This is a genomic window from Bacillus sp. GbtcB14, assembly GCF_019091205.1.
GTDB classification, from domain to species: Bacteria; Bacillota; Bacilli; order Bacillales; family Bacillaceae_G; genus Bacillus_A; species Bacillus_A cereus_AG.
Genome location: NZ_JAGXJT010000002.1, coordinates 433,388 through 452,936 on the forward strand (window position 1 = coordinate 433,388; position 19,549 = coordinate 452,936).

Here is a 19,549-nt window from a genome sequence, read left to right on the forward strand (position 1 = left end):
AAATACTTACGACTTTCTTACAATTCTTGATAATGCGGTAAAACGGTGGTGAAAACAGTTTCTTTCTCGTTACTGCACACAGTGATATCCCCTTTATGAAGCTCTGCTATACTTCTCGCAATTGCAAGTCCCATTCCTTTTCCACCCGTATGAGAGCTACGTGATTTTTCACCACGATAAAACTTCTTAAAAACGTAAGGAAGGCTCTCATTTGAAATGCATTGTCCAAAATTTTTAATTTCTATTTCAACATTCATACCTCTTTTAGAAACTTGAATAAAAATCTCCTTTCCGTCTTTCCCGTACATAATACTATTACTAATTACATTTTCGAATAGTCTCACCATAAGCGCTACATCCATTTCCACATGTAACTCCTTATCACCATTAATACAAAAGCTCATATCGGCATCATCTAGTTGTGGTACAAAATCAATCATGATTTGTTCAATGAACGCTTTCATATTTACTACACTTTTATGTAATTCAATCTCCCTATAATTTATTTGACAATACTCTAATAAATCATCTACTTGATTTTTTAATTCATAACTTTTTCGCTTTAATATACTTACATACTGTTCACATTCTTCTCTATTTGAATGAAGCTGATTTCCTAACAGGTCCGCGTAACCGATTAGAGATGTTACAGGTGTTCGTAAGTCATGAGAAATATTACTAATCATTTCAGTTTTCATTTCCTGCGATTTTTTTTCATTTTCGATAGACTCTTTTAAACTTTTAGCCATTCTATTAACATTCGCTGCTAATTCACCAATCTCGTCATTTTTTGAAATAGGTATATGTATTTCAAAATTACCACTACTTATTTGCTTCACACTCTTGTTAATTTCAGATAATCTTTTCATCATTGTTTTTGTCATGAATGCAAAGTATATTGTAGTAAAAGTTAAAAAAGCTATTAAATATAAAAATGAATATTTTTTCTCTAATTCGGTAACTTGACCATATATATTTCCAATTAATATTTGAAACGTTATTATACTTACAGTTGCTAATAAGATGCTACATATGAATGCGATAAAAAACTTAGCTCTAATGCCTTGGAATGATTTAATCTTCAATTTTATATCCGACTCCCCAAACATTTTGAATAAACTTCGGCTCTTTTGGATTCTCTTCAATTTTATTTCTTAATCTTGCAATATGAACCATTACTGTATTATTACTTTCATAGGCCCTTTCTTTCCAAACGCTCTCATATATTTCTTCAATAGTAAATACACGATTCTTTGCAGCGGCCATTAAGTACAAAATATCATATTCAGTTCTCGTAAGATTGATGGTTTCTCCATATAACATTACTGTTCTAGACACTTCATCTATTTCTAGACCTCTAATGTTTATTTTCTTTTCTATTCCTTGGACCGCATTTTGATTGAAATATGTATACCTTCTTAATTGAGCTTTCACTCTCGCTATAAATTCAATTGTACTGAACGGCTTCACAATATAATCATCTGCTCCAGTACTAAATCCAACGACTTTATCTAAGTCCGATGATTTTGCACTTAAAAACATAATTGGTAAACTATGTTTCTCTCTAATTCTTCTACACAATTCTATACCATCCATTTGTGGCATCATAATATCCAGAATAGCAAGTTGAATACTGTTATTATTTATTATTTCTAAAGCCTCTTCTCCATTATGAGCACTAAAAACTTTAAAACCTTCTTGCATTAAATTCGCTTTAACAAATCGAACAATATCTTGATCATCATCTACAATTAAAATTGAGTTTTTCTCCATATACAAACCTCTTTTTGAAATATATTCCACAATTAATTTTATCACAAATCAAAACCATACTTCCCTCTTGAATAATCTTTATTTTCAGATTACATTATATAATAACAACACATTCTAGTTTCAGAAGAAATGGAGTGAAAGCATGTTTCCTATATTGAAAACCGACCGACTCATTTTACGAGAACTTACCGAAGAAGATGCACCGGGTATACTACAATGCTTTTCTAATACTGATGTACTGCGCTATTATGGCCAAAAACCATTACAAGATGTTGATCAAGTAAAACAAGTCATTCATAACTTTAAGCTCAGTTACAATGCAAGAAGCGGTATAAAATGGGGAATCGAATTAAAAGACAAGAAAGAACTCATTGGAACAATCGGGTTTCATGATTGGTCTTCTGAGCATAAACGAGCCAATATAAGTTATGCCTTTCTTCCTGAACACTGGGGAAATGGATATGCTACTGAAGCTGTTTCTGAGGTTATATCATACGGTTTCCATACCATTCATTTAAAGCGTATCGGGGCAATTGTATTTCTTGAAAATGAGGCTTCCAATAAAGTTCTATTAAAATTAGGTTTTGAAAAAGAAGGAGTTCTAAAAAATTATATGTATCAAGATGATATTCCATATGATACGAATTTTTATTCTTTATTAAAATCGCTTTAATAGACTCTATTATTAAGTAAAGACCTTCCTATAGCTAGGAAGGTTTTTACTTAATAGGGATAAATAACATTATATTTTTTAAGTTTTTACCAACCTGTACCATGTTCGGAGTATTGAATAATTTCAGTTTGAGATGTAATACTTGATTTAACTTGCTGTGTATCTTTAAATACATTCACATTTAATAGCGTAAGAACTGCTAACAAACTTAATACCCCAATTTTTTTCATTTTAATGCCCCTCTTTCATTTCTTTTCTCATAAAACTGAGAAGCTATTTGCTGTGAGTAATCTTTTACATATCCAAAAACTTTCTTTAACTCCACTTATTTCATCAAAAAGCAAACTATATCTTAAATTAATAAGTGCATAATATAACTTTATATTTAGATCCTTAATAGTATCAATTTGGTACTCAATAGTTTCCTTATGTTGTTTTGCTTTTGCTATATTTCTCAAACGAATTTCACAATTCCACCCATGAAGCAATTTTTCATTTCTTCCATTGTAACCACGTCTATACTCATGGAATTTATTCTCCCCTTTACTTAAAATTAATATAAGTATAACAAATTACAAAAGAATAAAAATAGAATATTAAGAATTTTAATCTTTCTCAACGAAAATCATACTTTAGTATAAATAAACACAGTAACCATATCTATTATACTTAAAATACAAAAAAACTAAGTACTTATATAAAGCACTTAGCCTTTCTCTTTTACTCCTTAATTATATAAGCATTCTTATAAGTATAAACACCACCAAATTGATGCTTTTCAATTCCCTTTACGTAATCCTTTTGTACATATGCTGAACCAATATGATACAGCGGTGCTACAGCTGCATCTTCTAATAATACTTGCTCAGCTTCTAGCAATGCTCCCCATCGTTTCTCTGGTTCTAGTACAAAATCAGTTTTCGCTTTCTTTATTAATTCATCGTAACGAGCATTAGAGTAATTCATTTTATTATTTGGATTACCCGTCGTAAATAGCTCTAAATAACTAATTGGGTCTTTATAATCAGGTCCCCAATTTGCCATAGTTATATCGTAATCCCCGGTTTGTTCTAACTGTAATTTTTGCTTAAATGGCTGTTGTTTAATTTGTATCGTTAATCCATGCAAATTCTTTTCTAAGTCACCTTTTATATATTCTGCCATACGTTTTGCATTATCTTGTTCAAACGTTAAAAACTCGAGGTTTACTTGCTCTACTCCAAGCTCTTTTTTCGCTTCTTTCCAAATCTTTTTTGCATTTTGCAAATCATATGAAGATAGATCTCCGTTTTCTTTTCTAAAATCTTTACCAGTCTCTTCGTTTACATGACCAACTGGTACAAGTCCGCTTGCAGATTTTGCCCCATTATTAATAAAGTTAGCAACAAAGTCCTCTTTATTTAACGCTAATGAAATAGATTGACGCACCTTTTTATTTGCTAACGCACTATTTTTCTCATTAAAACGTAGCATAGCAATTCCAGGATCACTCGACATATGTAATTCCTTATTCCCTTTATACTTGTCTACAAATTGAGAATTAATAGGCACCCGGTCTAAATCACCAGCTTCGTATAAATTAACAGCCGTCATTGTATCCTTTACAATCTGAAAGTTTATCTCGTCTAATTTCACTTTCTTTTGATCCCAATATGTAGCATTCTTCTTTAATTGAAACTCTTGTTCATGCTTCCATTTCTCTAATACAAATGGCCCGTTATATATGAGATTACTAGGTTCCAATGCATAATTCTTTCCTTGTTCTTTCAAAAATGATTCATGCTGTGGTAAGTATATCGGCAGTGCTAACAACTGTAAAAAATACGGAATTGGCTGTTCGAGTTCCACTTCTAACTTATAATCATTTATTGCTTTAACGCCAAGGTTATCAAGAGGCATTGTTCCTTTATTAATTTCTTTCGCATTTTTCACATGAAAGAGCATGTACGCATATTGAGACGCTGTTTCAGGATTAATTGCACGTTTCCATGCAAATATAAAATCATTTGCTGTCACACTGTCTCCATTTGACCATTTTGCATCTTTACGCAAATTAAATGTATATTTTTTACCATCTTCACTTCTTTGGAACGATTTTGCTACTGCTGGAATAGGCTGATCTTGATCATCTAATACATACAAACCTTCAAATATGTTTTGCATAACGTGTGTTGATGTACCATCCATTGTTTTCGCAGTATCAAGAGAAGGAATTTCTTCTGCTACTGTTACATTTAATACTTGTTTTTTTGCCTCAGTGTCACTTTTATTCGCTTTATTATTACAAGCTGTTAATAATAAAGTTGTAACAAGTGCCATTACCATTAAATGGCTCTTTTTTCGCTTCATGAATTGTTCTCCTTAAGTATAAAATATTATAAAGCGTTATATATTATAGCAGAAATATGAACAGAAAGATGCGACATTCTTTTGAATATTTATTCGTTCCAGAAAAAAAGCTATCCTTTTAAAAAAGGATAGCTTTTTCAAATACCTATCTTTGTAAACCTCGTTTATAACGACTTGCTTCAAATATAATACGCTCTTCATCTAACGTTTTACATTCACCATTCCAAACGACACGTTTTCCGTTAATAATTACATCGCTTATATCTTTTCCACTAGCTGCATATACAAGGTGCGATAATACTTCATCTGCTGGTTGTAAATGCGGCTTATTAGATGGGTCAATCGTAATAAAATCAGCACACTTTCCAACCTCAAGTGATCCTGTTTGTTTCATGCCGATTACTTCAGCAGCTCCTTTAGTCGCAAGTGTAAGAGCAGTTTCAACTGGTAACGCTGTTGCATCTTGGTGAATACCTTTTTGTAGTAAAGTCGCTATACGCATTTCTTCAAACATATCTAAATTGTTGTTAGATGCCACACTATCTGTTGCAATTCCTACTTTCATTCCTGCTTCTAGCATCGCTTTTACATTCGCTATACCAGAACCTAGTTTTAAATTACTATTCGGGTTATGTGCTACTCGAACATCATGTTCTGCTAAAAATGCACGCTCATTTTCATTTAATACTACACCGTGTGCAATAACTGTTGGGCGTTTAAACAACCCACAACTTGCTGCATATTCGACTGGACGCTTTCCGTACTGTGCTTCAATATCACGTACTTCACGCTCTGTTTCCGAAAGATGAATATGAACCATCGTTTGATTTTCTACTGCAATACGTGCACATTCTTCTAACAGTTCAGTAGAACATGTATATGGACTATGCGGTGCAACCATCGTAGTTAACATGCCACTTTCGTTATAGTAACGCTTCACATATTTCTCAGCTTCTTCAATTGCTTTCTTTTCATCTTCCTTCGTTCCGAAGCTAAATAAAGTTCTTGAAACAGCAGCTCGCATTCCACTCCTTGATACCGTTTCCATAATTGCATCTTGATCTACTCCAATTGGATTAAACATGTCAGAAAATGATGTTGTACCACTTTTCACCATTTCAAGTAATCCTAATTCCGTGCTAGCGACCGCAAGCTCTGGAGTAAACTGACTTTCCAGTGGCCAAATTCTCGTCTCCAGCCATGGCTGTAATAACATATCATCGCCAATACCTCTTAAGAGACTCATTACAACATGTGTATGTGTATTTACAAGCCCTGGTAAAACCCACTTTCCTTTCATGTCAATTACTTCATCTACTGCAAAATCATTAGTGAATTCTCCGCTCTTTACATCTATAATTTGATCATTTTCTACAATGATATATCCATTTTCTATCACTTCGTTTTGTTCATTCATCGTTACAATTGTAGCGTTTACATAAGTTGTTTTCAAAAGTATTTCCCCTTTCAACTCTATGAAGTTCCCTTTAATAAGTTACCACCATTATAGTAACTTATTAAAGATTAAGAGTCAAAAGATAATTTGAATTCTTTCATTATCTTTTTCTTCAAAATGCTATATTGTTTTTCATTTGTATCTGCAAATGCTTCTTCTCGATTTGATTTCTCATCCAAATAATTCAATTTCCGACTGAATTGAGTCTCTGTAAAATCAAACCTCTGTCCATTTATACAGTTATAAAAGTGCCACACCTCCCCTATTTTTGTCTTCTTAATTTTTCCTCCGCATATACCTTGAACGACTAAAGCCGTTACACCACACTGTCCCTTTGCTGGATTTTCAAGAGTCCACTTTGAACTTGTTTCAATCGACCACGATTTTATTAGTGCTTCATATATTCTTTTTGCCTTTACGTCATCCATTTTCAGCTTCTCCTACTATTAATTGTTTTACACATCATATTTCAAAAGAGGTAGTAATCGCCCCTTAAAAACCGTTGATGGTGTTTCCCCGATTAATTTTGCTCCCATCTTCAAGTAAAACCCTTTTGCATTCGGATCACTATCAATCGTAAAACTTTTTATTCCTAGTTCATTTGCTTGCTCTATTACAAACTTCCACATTATTTTGCCATATCCATTCCCTTTGTAACGAGGATGAATGTATAAAAAGTCGAGAGCTTTATCATTACGTAAAAATGTGAAAAACCCAATCTTCGTATTATCGTTTTCTAAAACATATACAAAATTATTATTTATGTACTCTTCTGTAATTGTTAAATCTTCCTTACAAGCAAGTATGAATGCTTCACTATATTTCCACGTTGCTTTTGAGTGTAATGCGAGTTCACTTAATTCATTTGCTTCACTTAATAACGCTTTTCTTATCTTCATGATGCTTTCTCCTCACCTTCAATATGTAACCTATTAAAATGATTCGAAAAGTAATTAAAAAAACCTCTTATTTCCGTAAATAAGAGGTTACTTTTATAATTCTTCAGAATAGGTAACAATTTATTAAAAGAAAAAGAACGCCATTCCTGAAAATTGGCGTTCTTTTTCTTTTAACCTTTATAGCATATTATATTAAGAATCATTTTTGCACTTCTAAACAGTTTCTACTACCCCTTCAAGCATTGTTCCATTTTTAGCATAATTCGTATGCCAAGAAAAAGCTTTTTCTAAAACATGAGGAGTTTGTCCACCTCTTGTTTGTGCTTCTTCGTAATAAGCTCTTAGCTGGTCACGATACATTGGATGTACGCAATTCTCAATAATTAGTTCCACTCTTTCTCTTGGCGCTAATCCTCTTAGGTCAGCATACCCTTGTTCAGTGACGATAACATCTACATCATGTTCCGTATGATCTACATGAGAAACGAAAGGAACGATACTTGAAATGTTACCACCTTTTGCAATCGATTTAGTAACAAAGATAGCTAGACGTGCATTTCTCGCAAAATCACCAGAACCACCAATACCATTCATCATCTTTGTGCCTAAAACGTGAGTAGAGTTAACATTTCCGTATATATCTAATTCCAAAGCCGTATTAATCGAGATTAATCCAAGGCGGCGAATGATTTCAGGGTGATTAGAAATCTCTTGCGGGCGCATCATTAATTTGGCACGATATTTTTCAAAATTGGAAAATACTTGTTGCATTTTCTCTTCAGAAAGCGTAATTGAGCAGCAGGAAGCAAAATTGACTTTCCCAGCATCCATAAGATCAAAGACCGCATCCTGTAACACCTCAGAATACACTTCTAAATCTTCAAACTCGGAATCTAACATTCCATGAAGAACTGCGTTGGCCACTGAACCAATTCCCGATTGTAACGGTGCTAAACGATTTGTTAATCGACCTACTTTTACTTCTTTTCGAAGGAACTCTATTAAATGCTGTGCCATAATAACAGTTTCTTCATCCGGAGGAACAATTGTCGATGGTGAGTCCAGTTGGTTCGTAAACACAATCCCTTTCACTTTTTCAACATCAATCGGAATGCCAATTGTTCCAATTCGATCATCCGTTTTTACGAGCGGAATTGGTAGTCTTTCCCCTTGTTTACCTGGTTCATATAAATCATGTAGCCCTTCTAGCTGCGCGGATTGAGCCATATTCATTTCAATGATAATGGACTTAGCATTTAAGGAAAATGCTAAGGAATTTCCAATTGAAGTCGTTGGAATAATCATTCCGTCTTCAGTAATCCCAACCGCTTCCAAAATAGCAAAATCTATATCCATAACGTCAGCACGAAGTAACTCTGCTGTATGAGATAAGTGCTGATCCACAAATAAAAAGTCTCCGTTATTAATTCCTTTTCGCATAGTCGCATCAGCTTGGAAGGGTAATCTTTTCCTTAAAATTCCTGCTTCCGCAAATAATTTATCTACATCAGAACCTAAAGAGGCACCAGTATAAACATTTACTTTAAAAGATTTATCATTCTTAACTCGGTTTACAAGCGCAAATGGGACTGCTTTCACATCACCTGCACGTGTAAACCCACTTAAGCCTAAAGTCATTCCACTTTCAATCCATGAAGCTGCTTCTTCAGGTGTAACTACGCGATTTTTCAGACGTTGATCCCTAATTCTATCCAAATTATTCTCCATATGTAATCCCTCTCCCTGTAAATATTCATAATTATTTTACACTTTAACAGTATCCAAATAGGGATTTCAGTATACAATGCCGAAAATTCAGATAAAACAGCGAATCTAGGTTCTAAAGCAGAATAATTTAGAATCCTAGAAGCTTACGAAAATAACTGGCGTATGATTGACTAACTGGTACCCTCTCTCCGTTATCCATCGAAAGTACAAAAGTAGAATGCGTATCAGGATAAATCGCTTTAATATGATTAACATTTACAATAAAGGCACGGTGGCATCTAATAAATGAATCTTTCGGAAGCAAGTATTCGAATTCTTGCAGAGAGTATTTATGTGTGCCTGTTAACTCTTCTGAATTCACATACGTCTTTTTATCTTTCGCCTCTAAATACATCACCTTTGAAAAAGGGACCGGAATCCAGCCGTCCGTTGTTTTTAAAGTAACGACTGACTTTCCATCCGTTAAAGCTGGGTAAATAGCTGTCACGCAACCTTCAAGCTTTCCATTATTTGAGAATGGTACGGCCATACCATGATAAGGAATACCAAAAACATCCCGATTAATAAACTCAGAAGTTTTTTGGTTCGTCACCATTGCTTTATGAGCAATCGTGCCTTCCTTTATAGGATCACCGGCGCTAATCTTTAAATCAATTCGTTTACTTGGCCGATAGTATATATATTCTTTCGTATTCGATACAGCAATCGAAATTTCATCTGAAAATAATTCCCCAACAACATCTAATAGTAAACCTAATGTTTTATCTTCCATCCTATTAACACCTCATTCACTATTATACTACTATTTGAATAGGTATCTGTTGCTTTTAGATGTAGTGCAAGTTCACTGATTTCACCAGCTTCAATTACTATCAATTTTCTCACTCTCATAATTGTTTCCCACCACCTTCAAAATATGAACTACTCAAACATTCCGAAAAGCAATTTAAAAACCATTATTTTCATAGTCTTTAAATCAACTTGCTTCTTATATTACTTGCATTATAAAATAGAAAAGTATGCTAAAAAACATTTCATTTAGGGGGAATTGCCTATGCCGTTGGATTCCATTTCAGGTAACGAATATTCCAACATTTAAAGGAGTGCCTGAAATTTGTTAAATTCATATATCAATTCATTCTTATATAAAAATGCCGAAAGATTTAACGGAACAATTTTAATAGCCCATAAAGAAGAGACTCTTTATAATCAATCATTTGGAAAAGCTAATTATAATTGGGACATACCTAATACATCTACAACGAAGTTTCGTATCGGATCCATAACTAAAATCTTCACAGCAGTTTCAATTTTAATGCTTGTGGAAGAAGAAAAATTACAGCTACATGATACTTTAGATCGATTCATTCCAAATTTCCCAAACGGAAATCAAATTATGATCAAGCATTTATTAAATCATACTGCTGGAGTCGGTAATATTACTGCTCAACATGACTTTTTATTACAATCTTTACAGCCTCGAACACCGGATGAATTAATACAATGGATTATTGCATGTCCCTTTGAATCTAGACCTGGTGAAAAATTCAATTATTCGAATTCAGGTTATATTATACTAGGAAAAATTATTGAAGTTATAAGTGGCATGTCTTATGAGGAATTTCTTAAAAAGAGGATTTTCTACCCACTCTCTATAATAAACACAGGTGTTGATTTGAATCATTTCATTCAAAAACATAAAGCAACTGGGTATGAGTTACATCCGAATCACGGCCTACAGAACGCAGCATTTATTCATATGTCCAATTCATATTCAGCTGGTGGATTAGTTTCTACAGCCGAAGATTTATATAAATTTGATAAAGCGCTAAAAAAAAATCGCTTATTATCAAGTATGATGACGTCTCGTATGTTTACTGCAGAATCTTACGGATATGGTTACGGTTGGAATATTGCTATGACTGAAAAAAATAATAAACTTATATTCCATCACGGCGGAATTAACGGCTTTACGTCCTCCTATTTACGATTAATTGACAAAGAGGCTACAATCATCATTTTAAGCAATGTATCTACACTATTAACATCGATTCTTGCTAATGAAATAGCTTCTTATATAGAAAGTAATTTTTAAATCTATTATAATTTGTAAAACCGTTCAGCAATTTGAACGGTTTTACAAACAATTTAGTTCACCTTAGCCCCATAACATCTTGCTACTGCAACTGCCTGCGCTATATCTAATTTCACATTTTTTAAATTAAAACTTGTAAAATCTATTCTATCAACTATCGCCCCTTTTAAATCTGCACCGCTAAGTTTCGCCTTACTTAATATTGCACCTGTTAAATCCGCTTCACGTAAATCTGCTTTTTCTAGATTACATTCATATAGGTCAGCTTCAATTAAACGTATACCCTTTAACATTTGTTTACTTAAGTTCGCAAACCTTAAATTCGTATATGACCAATCGCCCGATATTATAGTTATTCCGTCTAAATTCGCTTCTTCAAAATCAGAACCAGTCATTTTACATTCTTCAAACTTGGATACGAATAAATTCGCACCAACAAACTTACAATTTGCAAATGTAGTTCCTTGATGGATAGAAGCGTTAAAAAGAGCACCGGTAAAATCACATTCTATGAAATTACAATTTTCAGTAGAAACTTCTGATGCATCTATCCCTCTAAAACGGCATTTTATGAAAGTACAATTTTTCAATTCCTCTTCTTTAATCAAAACATCTTGAAAATCTATTTCTACATATTCTTTATTTACAAATTCACTCATAACTATTCCTCCATCTCTTTAAAGAAACCTCACTTCAAAAAAGTGAGGTTTCTTCTCATACGATATGCTTATCTAACCATAAAATCAAATCTTTAAATACTTCATCTCGATTTACTTCATGGAACATCTCATGTCTGCCATTTTCATATAAACGCAGTGTTACATCTTTCACGTCACATTTTTTATAGTTTTCATATACTTCTTTTACACCTTTCCCCATATCCCCAACAGGATCACGATCTCCTGAAAAAATATGTATTGGAAGGTTTTTCGGTGTTTTCTTGAATTCTTCCAGTTTATTTACTTCTAATACACCAGAAAATAATTCTCGATAAAAACTCGTCGTACAAATGAATCCACATAACGGATCCGCAATATATTTATCAACTTGATTATTATCTGAAGATAACCAATCAAATTTTGTACGATTTGGTTTAAAGTGTGAATTGAAGTTTCCGAAAGATAAAAAGTTTAGCATCGGACTTTTCGTTTTTTCCCCGCGTAATTTCATCTCAATTGTCGCTACTTTATGACCGATACTTCCTAAAAGCCCTGGATTTCCACCAGTTCCTGAAATAAGGAATCCATCATATAATTCACCTTTCAGTTGTACAGCACGTCTTGATAAAAAAGAACCCATACTATGTCCAAGTAAAAATAACGGGCATGTCTGCTCTTTTCTTATCGTTTCTGATACAAAAATCACATCAGATACAGCCTTACTCCAACCTACATTTGGTTCAAAATGACCATAATCTTCTTCTCTTTTCACTGTTTTCCCATGACCTTTATGATCATGTGCATAAACACCATACCCTGCTTCTAATAACGCAGCAATAAAGTCTGTATAAACACCTGCATGTTCTGTCATACCATGTGCAATTTGAATAATCCCTCGCGGATCTCCTTCTGGTAGCCATTTACGTAAATAAATTTCCGATCCATCCAATGCCGTAACGAAACTTTCCTGTACGTTCATTTCGTCAGCCCCCAACTCTATTATGTATATCAAAAAATGAATATCCATTCATTATTCTTATTATGTATTATATGCAATTGCCTTCATTATGACAAATGCCTTCAACTGTCAAACTATTATGTTGACGGAACGAAAATAAAATTATATAGTTACTTACATAAAGTAATTATTTTTTTTTTTAGGAGGTTTCTATTATGATGCCATCATTATTTTTAGCACACGGGTCACCGATGCTCGCTATTCAAGATACAGACTATACAAGTTTTTTAAAAACACTCGGAGAAACATATAAACCGAAAGCAATTGTTATTTTCACTGCTCACTGGGAAAGTGAAGTATTAACGATTTCTTCATCAGATAACGAATATGAAACAATTTATGATTTTGGAGGTTTTCCTCCTGAGTTATACGAAATCAAATATCGTGCGAGAGGTTCTTCTAACATCGCATCTATGTTAGAAACAAAATTTAAAAACAAAGGTATTCCAGTCCATCATAATATGACGAGAGGTTTAGATCATGGCTCATGGACACTCTTGCACCGCATGTATCCAGAAGCAAATATTCCTGTCGTCCAAATTTCAGTCAATCCATTCCTTCCTGCAAAAGAGCAATTTAAGATTGGAGAAGCGCTTAAAGGACTTGGACAAGAAGATATCTTAATAATCGGTAGCGGTGTTACCGTTCATAACTTACGAGCTTTGAAATGGAATCAAACGACACCCGAACAATGGGCAATTGAATTTGATGATTGGATTATTAAACATATGCAGACTACTGATAAAGATGCATTATTTAATTGGGAGAACAACGCCCCTCATGCACAATTAGCAGTACCAAGAGCAGAGCATTTTGTACCTTTATTTATCGCTATGGGAAGCGGTGAAAATAACGGTGAAATCATTCACCGCAGTTACGAGCTTGGTACATTAAGCTATCTTTGTCTTCAATTTTAAAGAAAAGGATGAAGCAATCGTTGCTTCATCCTTTTTCTTTTTCATTCACTTAGTTAACTAACTTCCAAATGTCGTTTCTCTGATACCTCTTCGTTCTTATTGTGAAAATAAACCCAAATGCACGCAATAAATAGTAATGATGAAGTAGAGAAGAAAACATATTGGAATCCCGCATGTGCTGCAATTTGTCCACCAAGTACTGGTCCAATCATATTCCCTAAAAACTGAAACGATTGATTATATCCAAATATTCGTCCCGTGACATGGGTTGGTGTATGTTGTTTTAGTAGAGTTTGTACGGAAGGTAATAGTCCTGCTTGTGCGATACCTAATAAAAACCGAAGAATTAATAGTTGCCAAGCTGAGGTTACAAATGCTTGCGGGATAAAAATAATTCCTGCAACAAACAACGCTACAACTAACGTTTTTTGAGGACCGATTTGATCTGATAATCTTCCTAGTCTTGGTGCTGCCAAAATAACCGCTAACCCTGTCGCTGACATAACTGCGCCTGCAATCATTTCAATATGAGCTGTTCCTGGGCCTTCTAAATTCTTTACATACAATGTAATAATAGGTTGAATTGACATGTTTGCAAGTTGAATAATAAATGTTGTTACAAACAAACTAATAATTAAATGCTTCGCTGGAACCATCGTCCATACTTTTTTCGTTTGTACTTTTTTTGCTTGAGCGGAGTGATTCTCTTCATGTAGGAAGAAAAAAACGATGAGAAAAGAAAGGAATAAAAAAGCTCCTGTAACAAGAAAAACATGGCGCATTCCAATTAACTCAGACAAATATCCTCCAAGTAATGGGCCGAGTAAAGAACCGCTCACGCCACCAGTTGAAATTGTGGAGATTGCCCAACCTGAATGCTCTTTTGGAGTTTCTGCTGCAATAAATGTCATCGCTGTTGAAAGGAAACCAGATACTGCTCCCATCAAAAATCTTAGTGCGACTAGTTGATACACATCCGTTACAAATCCCATAAGCGTCATAATAATCGCCATACCAAGGCTCGCACGAATAAGCATCAATTTCCGTCCATGTATATCACCAAGTTTTCCCCATATTGGTGATACGATCGCACCCATTAAAAATGTTATACCAAATGCAAGTCCCGACCACTGTGCAATACTAGAAGTGCCAGTTACTCCTAATTCCTCAATATAAAAAGATAAAAAAGGAATTACTAAACTCATACCGGCTGCAGTGGTAAAACAACCTAGCCAACAAATCATCAAATTTCGTTTCCAGCTGGCCATTTTCACACCTTCTTTCTTTAGATACCCATTCTACACCCTTTCTTGTAAAAAGTTTAGTAATTTGCTTTATTTGTAAGATTTACTACAAAACCCGCTATTTTCTAGTAAGAATCACTACATCTCTACATGTTTTTCATAAAAAAACCAACTCCCCGATATGGAGTTGGTTACTTATTCTCTATCGGTATTAAACGAGCATTACAATTTCTTTCATAAAACTCAATCGGACCTGCTTGTCCAATAATGGCATATTCATACCCATCTTGCTTCATACTATGTAAACAACGATGTAACAATTGCTTCCCTACACCTTTCACACGATTTTGCTTTGCTGTGCCCATTGGACCAAACAATACTTTCTTCCCTCTCACTACATCGTAACAAGCGAAACCTACTATCACTTCTTCTTGTTCTGCTATATAAATAGGTACATTTTCTTTATATGTACGAAATCCATACTCTATTGAATGTAACCAACGTTCACCAAATTCCTCATTAACAAAACTTGCTAATTTTTCAAAATCAGAAGGGTTAGCCTTTCTAACAGTACAAATTAAATCATTATAAGTAGGATCAAAACATTTTAGATCGACCGCTAAATCTCTTGGATCAGCTAGAATACGTAATATATCTTTTTGTATTTGTGCATTTCCAATAAACGTATTCGCGCGAAATAGTGCATCTATAACATGTCCTTCATTTATTATTACTTGCTGGAAACGTTCCATACGTTTCTTCGCTATTTGTAAAATTTCTAGCACCTTATAAGATACCTTATATTGTCCTATTTTTTTATACTCTTGATCCGGTGAATCATATTGTTTTCGTATCGAAAGTTTTTCTAAAAAATCCGTACCCACGTTACGAAACAAATACATATACAACTCGCTGCAAACTCCCGTACCTTCTTTACACATGCCGATAAACAGATGAGTTGGTTGAATAATATTACTTTCTGCCTCTTCTGCTGCAATATGCATTATGTTATGAACACGTTTCGTAAATTGAAATTCCTCCATATGTATCTCCACCCCCTATTACTTTACTATTAAACCGTAACCGTAAATAAGTGAAACAATTATACCAACTACCAATATACCTGGCAGTAAATTTGCCACCTTAATTTTAATAACACCAAGTAAGTTCAATCCAATAGCAGCTATCATAATACCACCTGTAGCTGTCATTTCTACTATAAATTGATTCATTAATTCTTTCGGGACAACACTATTAATTTGTGTTGCAAAAACTGCAATACCTCCTTCGTATAAAATAACGGGAATTGCCGAAAACACTACACCAATTCCTAAAGTTGTCGTTAATATAATAGAAATAAATCCATCGATAATCGCCTTTGTAAATAAAATATCATGATTGCCGCGAATCCCGCTGTCGAGTGCACCAAGTATCCCCATCGCGCCAATTGCAAAAATTAAAGTAGCTGTTACAAAGCCTTCTGATATGCTTCCTTTCCCTTTCGATCCAACTTTATTTTCTAACCAATCTCCTAACTGTTTTAACTTTTCTTCTAATTGTAGCCATTCCCCGATGACGGTACCAATTACAAGACTTAGTATGACAACAAGGAAATTTTCACTTTTCAATGCCATTTGAAGTCCAAGCACAGTAACCGCTAAACCGATTGCATGCATAATTGTTCCCTTCATACTTTCTGGAATTCTACTACATAATTTACCTAGTAAAGTACCAAATATAATACAAATCCCATTTACAACTGCTCCTAATATAACCATTTCTCATTCTTCACCCTTCGAATTCTTTATTTCTATATTTTGGTTTATTCATTGATTTACAGGTTATCTATATGTTAACTTAATATTGAGAATATTAACAAATGTTTTTCACTACATAAACCGCAATTTTTTGTAGTTATACATAAAGTGAAACTTTAACTAACGCGGGTTTTACTGCCTACAAATTGCGGTATAAACTCAAAAGGGAAGGTATTTATGACAACTTTACTAAAACGATTTCTGTTAATAGCCTTTTGCATTACACCAATTGTTTTATTAGTTAACTACTCTTTTACTTCAAAAGCGAAAGACAAATCCGATTTGCAAAACAAATCTAATAAAACCGCTTCAACAAGTGAAAAGAAAATAGAAGACCCGGAAATCACACTCACCTTCTCTGGTGATACAATGTTCGATTGGCAATTACGTCCTGTAATCGAAAAAAACGGGGCCGATTATCCATTCCAACATGTAAAAGAAGAAATAACAAAAGCTGATATTTCTTTCGTTAATTTAGAGTCAGCATTTACAACGAGAGAAAAGAAAGCTCCTGGACAACTATTTTGGATTAAAAGTGATCCCTCCACATTACAAGCGATAAAAAACACTGGATATGACATCGTAAATATCGGAAATAACCATACTCTTGATTATGGGCAAGATGGATTATTAGACACGATTTCTCACGTAGAAAAATTAAAGTTCCCTTACATTGGAGCCGGAAAAAATGCAAAAGATGCATATACAGCACGTGAAATGACCGTAAAAGGGAAAAAGTTCAAATTTCTTTCCTTCGTTCGATTTATGCCTGATACGAATTGGGTAGCTGGTGACAATAAACCTGGTGTTGCGAACGGATATGATTTAAATCTCGTAACAAAAACAATTAAAGAACAAAAGCAAGATGCAGACTATTTAATCGTCTATATGCATTGGGGCGTTGAAAAATCAAATCGTCCGGTAGAATACCAAAAGCAATATGTTCCTAAAATGGTTGAAGCAGGAGCTGACGCGATTGTCGGAAGTCACCCACATTGGCTTCAAGGATTTGAGTATTATAATAAAGTTCCTATCGCTTACTCATTAGGAAACTTTTTATTCCCAAGCTATGTGAGCGGGAAAAGCGCCGAAACTGGCGTATTAACTTTAACTTTTAAAGGAAAGGATGTCCAAATGTCATTCAATCCTTACATCATTCGCAACAACCAAATCTCCCCTGTAAATGAGGACGAAAAGAAAAAAGCTCTACAATATTTACAAACAATTTCAACTGACGTAGAAATTGATGATACAGGGAACATAAAAAACAAACGAAACTAGACACCGCAAGATTTATTTCTCTGTAACATACTTTACAGAATAGGTGATGAACATGCTGAAAGACTTATTAGAAAATGTAAGTTTGTTAGAGAATATTTATAAAATATCTATAGCCGTTCTACTTTTATGTTCATTTTTTTCTGTTAGACTTCTAAAAAAAATAAAACGTGAACGAAAGCTTACTACCTTTGAATTTACTATGTATGTAATCATTCGTATTGCGATATTCTTTTGGTTAACTAGCTTTATCCTTCTTGAATATGGAAAATATATTGTTTAATTATAAAAAGATAGATACAAGCAGCATTTCCACTGTTTGCATCTATCTTTTTTATTTCAGGTACAACTGTATGTTTCCTCTTTCCTTCTATTAAATAAGTAAATCAAACAAAACAGGATTTTTATTCAGCTCCATAAATTGAATATTATTTTCTTTAAAACGAGTAATTAATTGCTCATAATCCTCTTTATGTTTTAATTCTACGCCGACTAACGCTGGACCATTTTCTTTATTATGTTTCTTAATGTATTCAAAGCGCGTAATATCATCTCCTGGCCCTAATCCTTTATCAAGGAATTCTCTTAGCGCACCTGAACGCTGCGGGAATTCAATGATGAAGTAATGTTTTAGTCCTTCATAAATGAGCGAACGTTCTTTCATTTCTTGCATTCTATCAATATCATTATTTCCACCACTTAGCGTACATACAACCGTTTTACCTTTTATTTCATCTTTGTATAAATCAAGCGCTGCAATAGATAGTGCACCAGCAGGCTCAGCTACAATTGCATTTTTCTTATACAGTTCTAAAATCGTCGTACAAACCTTCCCCTCTGGTACTAAAACAATGTCATCAATTACATCTTTACAAGTTTCAAATGTTAATTTCCCTACCTTTTTAACAGCTGCCCCATCAACAAAACTATCTATTTTCTCCAATGCGACATTATCATTTTGAAGAAAAGCCTCTTTCATAGATGCAGCTCCCATTGGCTCTACACCAATAATCTTTGTAGCAGGACTAACACCTTTAACATATGTACCAACACCTGATGCTAATCCACCACCGCCAATTGCTGTAAAAATAAAGTCAACCGATTTCTCCATATCATGCATAATTTCAACTGCCACTGTTCCTTGACCAGCAATAACATACGGATCATCAAACGGATGAACGAACGTCATTCTATTTTCCTCACAATAGCGCTGTGCTTCTTGGAATGAGCTATCAAATGTATCACCAACTAATACAATTTCCGCAAAATCACCACCGAAAAATTGTACTTGCGATACTTTTTGTTTAGGTGTCGTTGTTGGCATGAAGATTTTCGACGGAATCTTCAATAAATTACACGTATAAGCAACCCCTTGTGCATGATTGCCAGCACTTGCACAAACAACGCCGTTTTGTAATTGTTCTGCCGATAAACTTTGAATTAAATTGTACGCACCACGAATTTTGAAAGAGCGAATCAATTGTAAGTCTTCTCTTTTTACATAAACGTCACAATCATATTTCTCAGATAAAACTGTATCACGTTGTAACGGTGTTTTAATAACGATATCTTTCATGCAATTATGAGCCATTAAGATATCTTCAATTTTCACTCTCTCCTTTACCTTCTGCACCATTTCATAT

The 19,549-nt window shown here is 34.0% G+C and carries 21 protein-coding genes; 5 read left to right on the top strand and 16 right to left on the bottom strand.

What is annotated here, in order from left to right; all coding sequences use genetic code 11:
- Positions 1-17: 17 nt before the first annotated feature.
- Both KVT31_RS07150 and KVT31_RS07155 read right to left on the bottom strand, forming a co-directional pair.
- Positions 18-1,085 (bottom strand): sensor histidine kinase, encoded by a 1,068-nt coding sequence (locus tag KVT31_RS07150; RefSeq protein ID WP_140392421.1) that lies wholly within the window; start codon positions 1,083-1,085, stop codon positions 18-20.
- Positions 1,075-1,773 (bottom strand): response regulator transcription factor, encoded by a 699-nt coding sequence (locus KVT31_RS07155; protein WP_088095998.1) that lies wholly within the window; start codon positions 1,771-1,773, stop codon positions 1,075-1,077. The genes KVT31_RS07150 and KVT31_RS07155 overlap by 11 nt, the downstream gene beginning before the upstream one ends.
- A gap of 142 nt (positions 1,774-1,915) precedes the next feature.
- On the opposite strand from KVT31_RS07155, the gene KVT31_RS07160 reads away from it, so the two are divergent.
- On the top strand, positions 1,916-2,446 hold the full coding sequence (locus KVT31_RS07160; protein WP_088095997.1) for a GNAT family N-acetyltransferase: 531 nt from the start codon (positions 1,916-1,918) through the stop codon (positions 2,444-2,446).
- Between the two features lie 86 nt (positions 2,447-2,532).
- On the opposite strand, the gene KVT31_RS07165 is transcribed toward KVT31_RS07160, so the two are convergent.
- The 8 genes from KVT31_RS07165 to KVT31_RS07200 all read right to left on the bottom strand — a co-directional run bounded on the left by KVT31_RS07165 (position 2,533) and on the right by KVT31_RS07200 (position 9,650).
- On the bottom strand, positions 2,533-2,676 hold the full coding sequence (locus KVT31_RS07165) for a hypothetical protein (protein WP_170930128.1): 144 nt from the start codon (positions 2,674-2,676) through the stop codon (positions 2,533-2,535).
- Between the two features lie 27 nt (positions 2,677-2,703).
- Positions 2,704-2,934 (bottom strand): response regulator aspartate phosphatase, encoded by a 231-nt coding sequence (locus tag KVT31_RS30790; protein WP_088095996.1) that lies wholly within the window; start codon positions 2,932-2,934, stop codon positions 2,704-2,706.
- A gap of 232 nt (positions 2,935-3,166) precedes the next feature.
- Positions 3,167-4,795 carry a peptide ABC transporter substrate-binding protein gene (locus KVT31_RS07175; protein ID WP_088095995.1) on the bottom strand — a complete coding sequence of 543 codons (1,629 nt, stop codon included), beginning with the start codon at positions 4,793-4,795 and terminating at the stop codon, positions 3,167-3,169.
- Between the two features lie 145 nt (positions 4,796-4,940).
- Positions 4,941-6,266, bottom strand: a complete 1,326-nt coding sequence (locus KVT31_RS07180) for a bifunctional S-methyl-5'-thioadenosine deaminase/S-adenosylhomocysteine deaminase (RefSeq protein WP_140392420.1) — start codon at positions 6,264-6,266, stop codon at positions 4,941-4,943.
- A gap of 53 nt (positions 6,267-6,319) precedes the next feature.
- A complete protein-coding gene (locus KVT31_RS07185) occupies positions 6,320-6,679 on the bottom strand; it encodes a YunG family protein (protein ID WP_088095993.1) in 360 nt (119 codons plus the stop codon).
- Between the two features lie 27 nt (positions 6,680-6,706).
- Entirely contained in the window at positions 6,707-7,150 is a 444-nt protein-coding gene (locus KVT31_RS07190; protein ID WP_088095992.1) for a GNAT family N-acetyltransferase, read from the bottom strand.
- 213 nt (positions 7,151-7,363) lie between these two features.
- On the bottom strand, positions 7,364-8,878 hold the full coding sequence (locus KVT31_RS07195; protein ID WP_088095991.1) for a succinyl-CoA:acetate CoA-transferase ScpC: 1,515 nt from the start codon (positions 8,876-8,878) through the stop codon (positions 7,364-7,366).
- A 127-nt stretch (positions 8,879-9,005) separates the two neighbouring features.
- Positions 9,006-9,650 carry a LytTR family DNA-binding domain-containing protein gene (locus KVT31_RS07200; protein ID WP_088095990.1) on the bottom strand — a complete coding sequence of 215 codons (645 nt, stop codon included), beginning with the start codon at positions 9,648-9,650 and terminating at the stop codon, positions 9,006-9,008.
- A 342-nt stretch (positions 9,651-9,992) separates the two neighbouring features.
- Here KVT31_RS07200 and KVT31_RS07205 point away from each other — a divergent pair, with 342 nt between their 5' ends.
- Positions 9,993-10,973 carry a serine hydrolase domain-containing protein gene (locus KVT31_RS07205; protein WP_088095989.1) on the top strand — a complete coding sequence of 327 codons (981 nt, stop codon included), beginning with the start codon at positions 9,993-9,995 and terminating at the stop codon, positions 10,971-10,973.
- 53 nt (positions 10,974-11,026) lie between these two features.
- Here KVT31_RS07205 and KVT31_RS07210 read toward each other — a convergent pair whose 3' ends face one another.
- On the bottom strand, positions 11,027-11,632 hold the full coding sequence (locus KVT31_RS07210; RefSeq protein ID WP_088095988.1) for a pentapeptide repeat-containing protein: 606 nt from the start codon (positions 11,630-11,632) through the stop codon (positions 11,027-11,029).
- 55 nt (positions 11,633-11,687) lie between these two features.
- Positions 11,688-12,611, bottom strand: a complete 924-nt coding sequence (locus tag KVT31_RS07215) for an alpha/beta hydrolase (protein ID WP_088095987.1) — start codon at positions 12,609-12,611, stop codon at positions 11,688-11,690.
- 194 nt (positions 12,612-12,805) lie between these two features.
- Between KVT31_RS07215 and KVT31_RS07220 the strand changes: the two genes are divergently transcribed.
- Positions 12,806-13,567 carry a DODA-type extradiol aromatic ring-opening family dioxygenase gene (locus tag KVT31_RS07220; protein WP_088095986.1) on the top strand — a complete coding sequence of 254 codons (762 nt, stop codon included), beginning with the start codon at positions 12,806-12,808 and terminating at the stop codon, positions 13,565-13,567.
- Positions 13,568-13,620: 53 nt separating this feature from the next.
- Here KVT31_RS07220 and KVT31_RS07225 read toward each other — a convergent pair whose 3' ends face one another.
- The 3 genes from KVT31_RS07225 to KVT31_RS07235 form a co-directional block, all read right to left on the bottom strand.
- Positions 13,621-14,835 (bottom strand): multidrug efflux MFS transporter, encoded by a 1,215-nt coding sequence (locus tag KVT31_RS07225; RefSeq protein WP_088095985.1) that lies wholly within the window; start codon positions 14,833-14,835, stop codon positions 13,621-13,623.
- Positions 14,836-15,002: 167 nt separating this feature from the next.
- Entirely contained in the window at positions 15,003-15,854 is an 852-nt protein-coding gene (locus KVT31_RS07230; protein WP_140392419.1) for a GNAT family N-acetyltransferase, read from the bottom strand.
- A gap of 18 nt (positions 15,855-15,872) precedes the next feature.
- The gene (locus KVT31_RS07235; protein ID WP_088095983.1) at positions 15,873-16,589 is read right to left on the bottom strand and encodes a DUF554 domain-containing protein; all 717 of its coding nucleotides are present in this window, start codon (positions 16,587-16,589) and stop codon (positions 15,873-15,875) included.
- A gap of 216 nt (positions 16,590-16,805) precedes the next feature.
- Between KVT31_RS07235 and KVT31_RS07240 the strand changes: the two genes are divergently transcribed.
- On the top strand, positions 16,806-17,909 hold the full coding sequence (locus KVT31_RS07240; RefSeq protein WP_061676656.1) for a CapA family protein: 1,104 nt from the start codon (positions 16,806-16,808) through the stop codon (positions 17,907-17,909).
- A 52-nt stretch (positions 17,910-17,961) separates the two neighbouring features.
- Complete coding sequence (locus KVT31_RS07245; RefSeq protein ID WP_000910220.1) at positions 17,962-18,189, top strand: hypothetical protein; 228 nt, start codon at positions 17,962-17,964, stop codon at positions 18,187-18,189.
- 90 nt (positions 18,190-18,279) lie between these two features.
- Here the strand turns inward: KVT31_RS07245 and ilvA are convergent, their stop codons facing one another.
- A complete protein-coding gene (gene ilvA, locus KVT31_RS07250; protein ID WP_088095982.1) occupies positions 18,280-19,542 on the bottom strand; it encodes a threonine ammonia-lyase IlvA in 1,263 nt (420 codons plus the stop codon).
- Between the last annotated feature and the right edge of the window lie 7 nt (positions 19,543-19,549).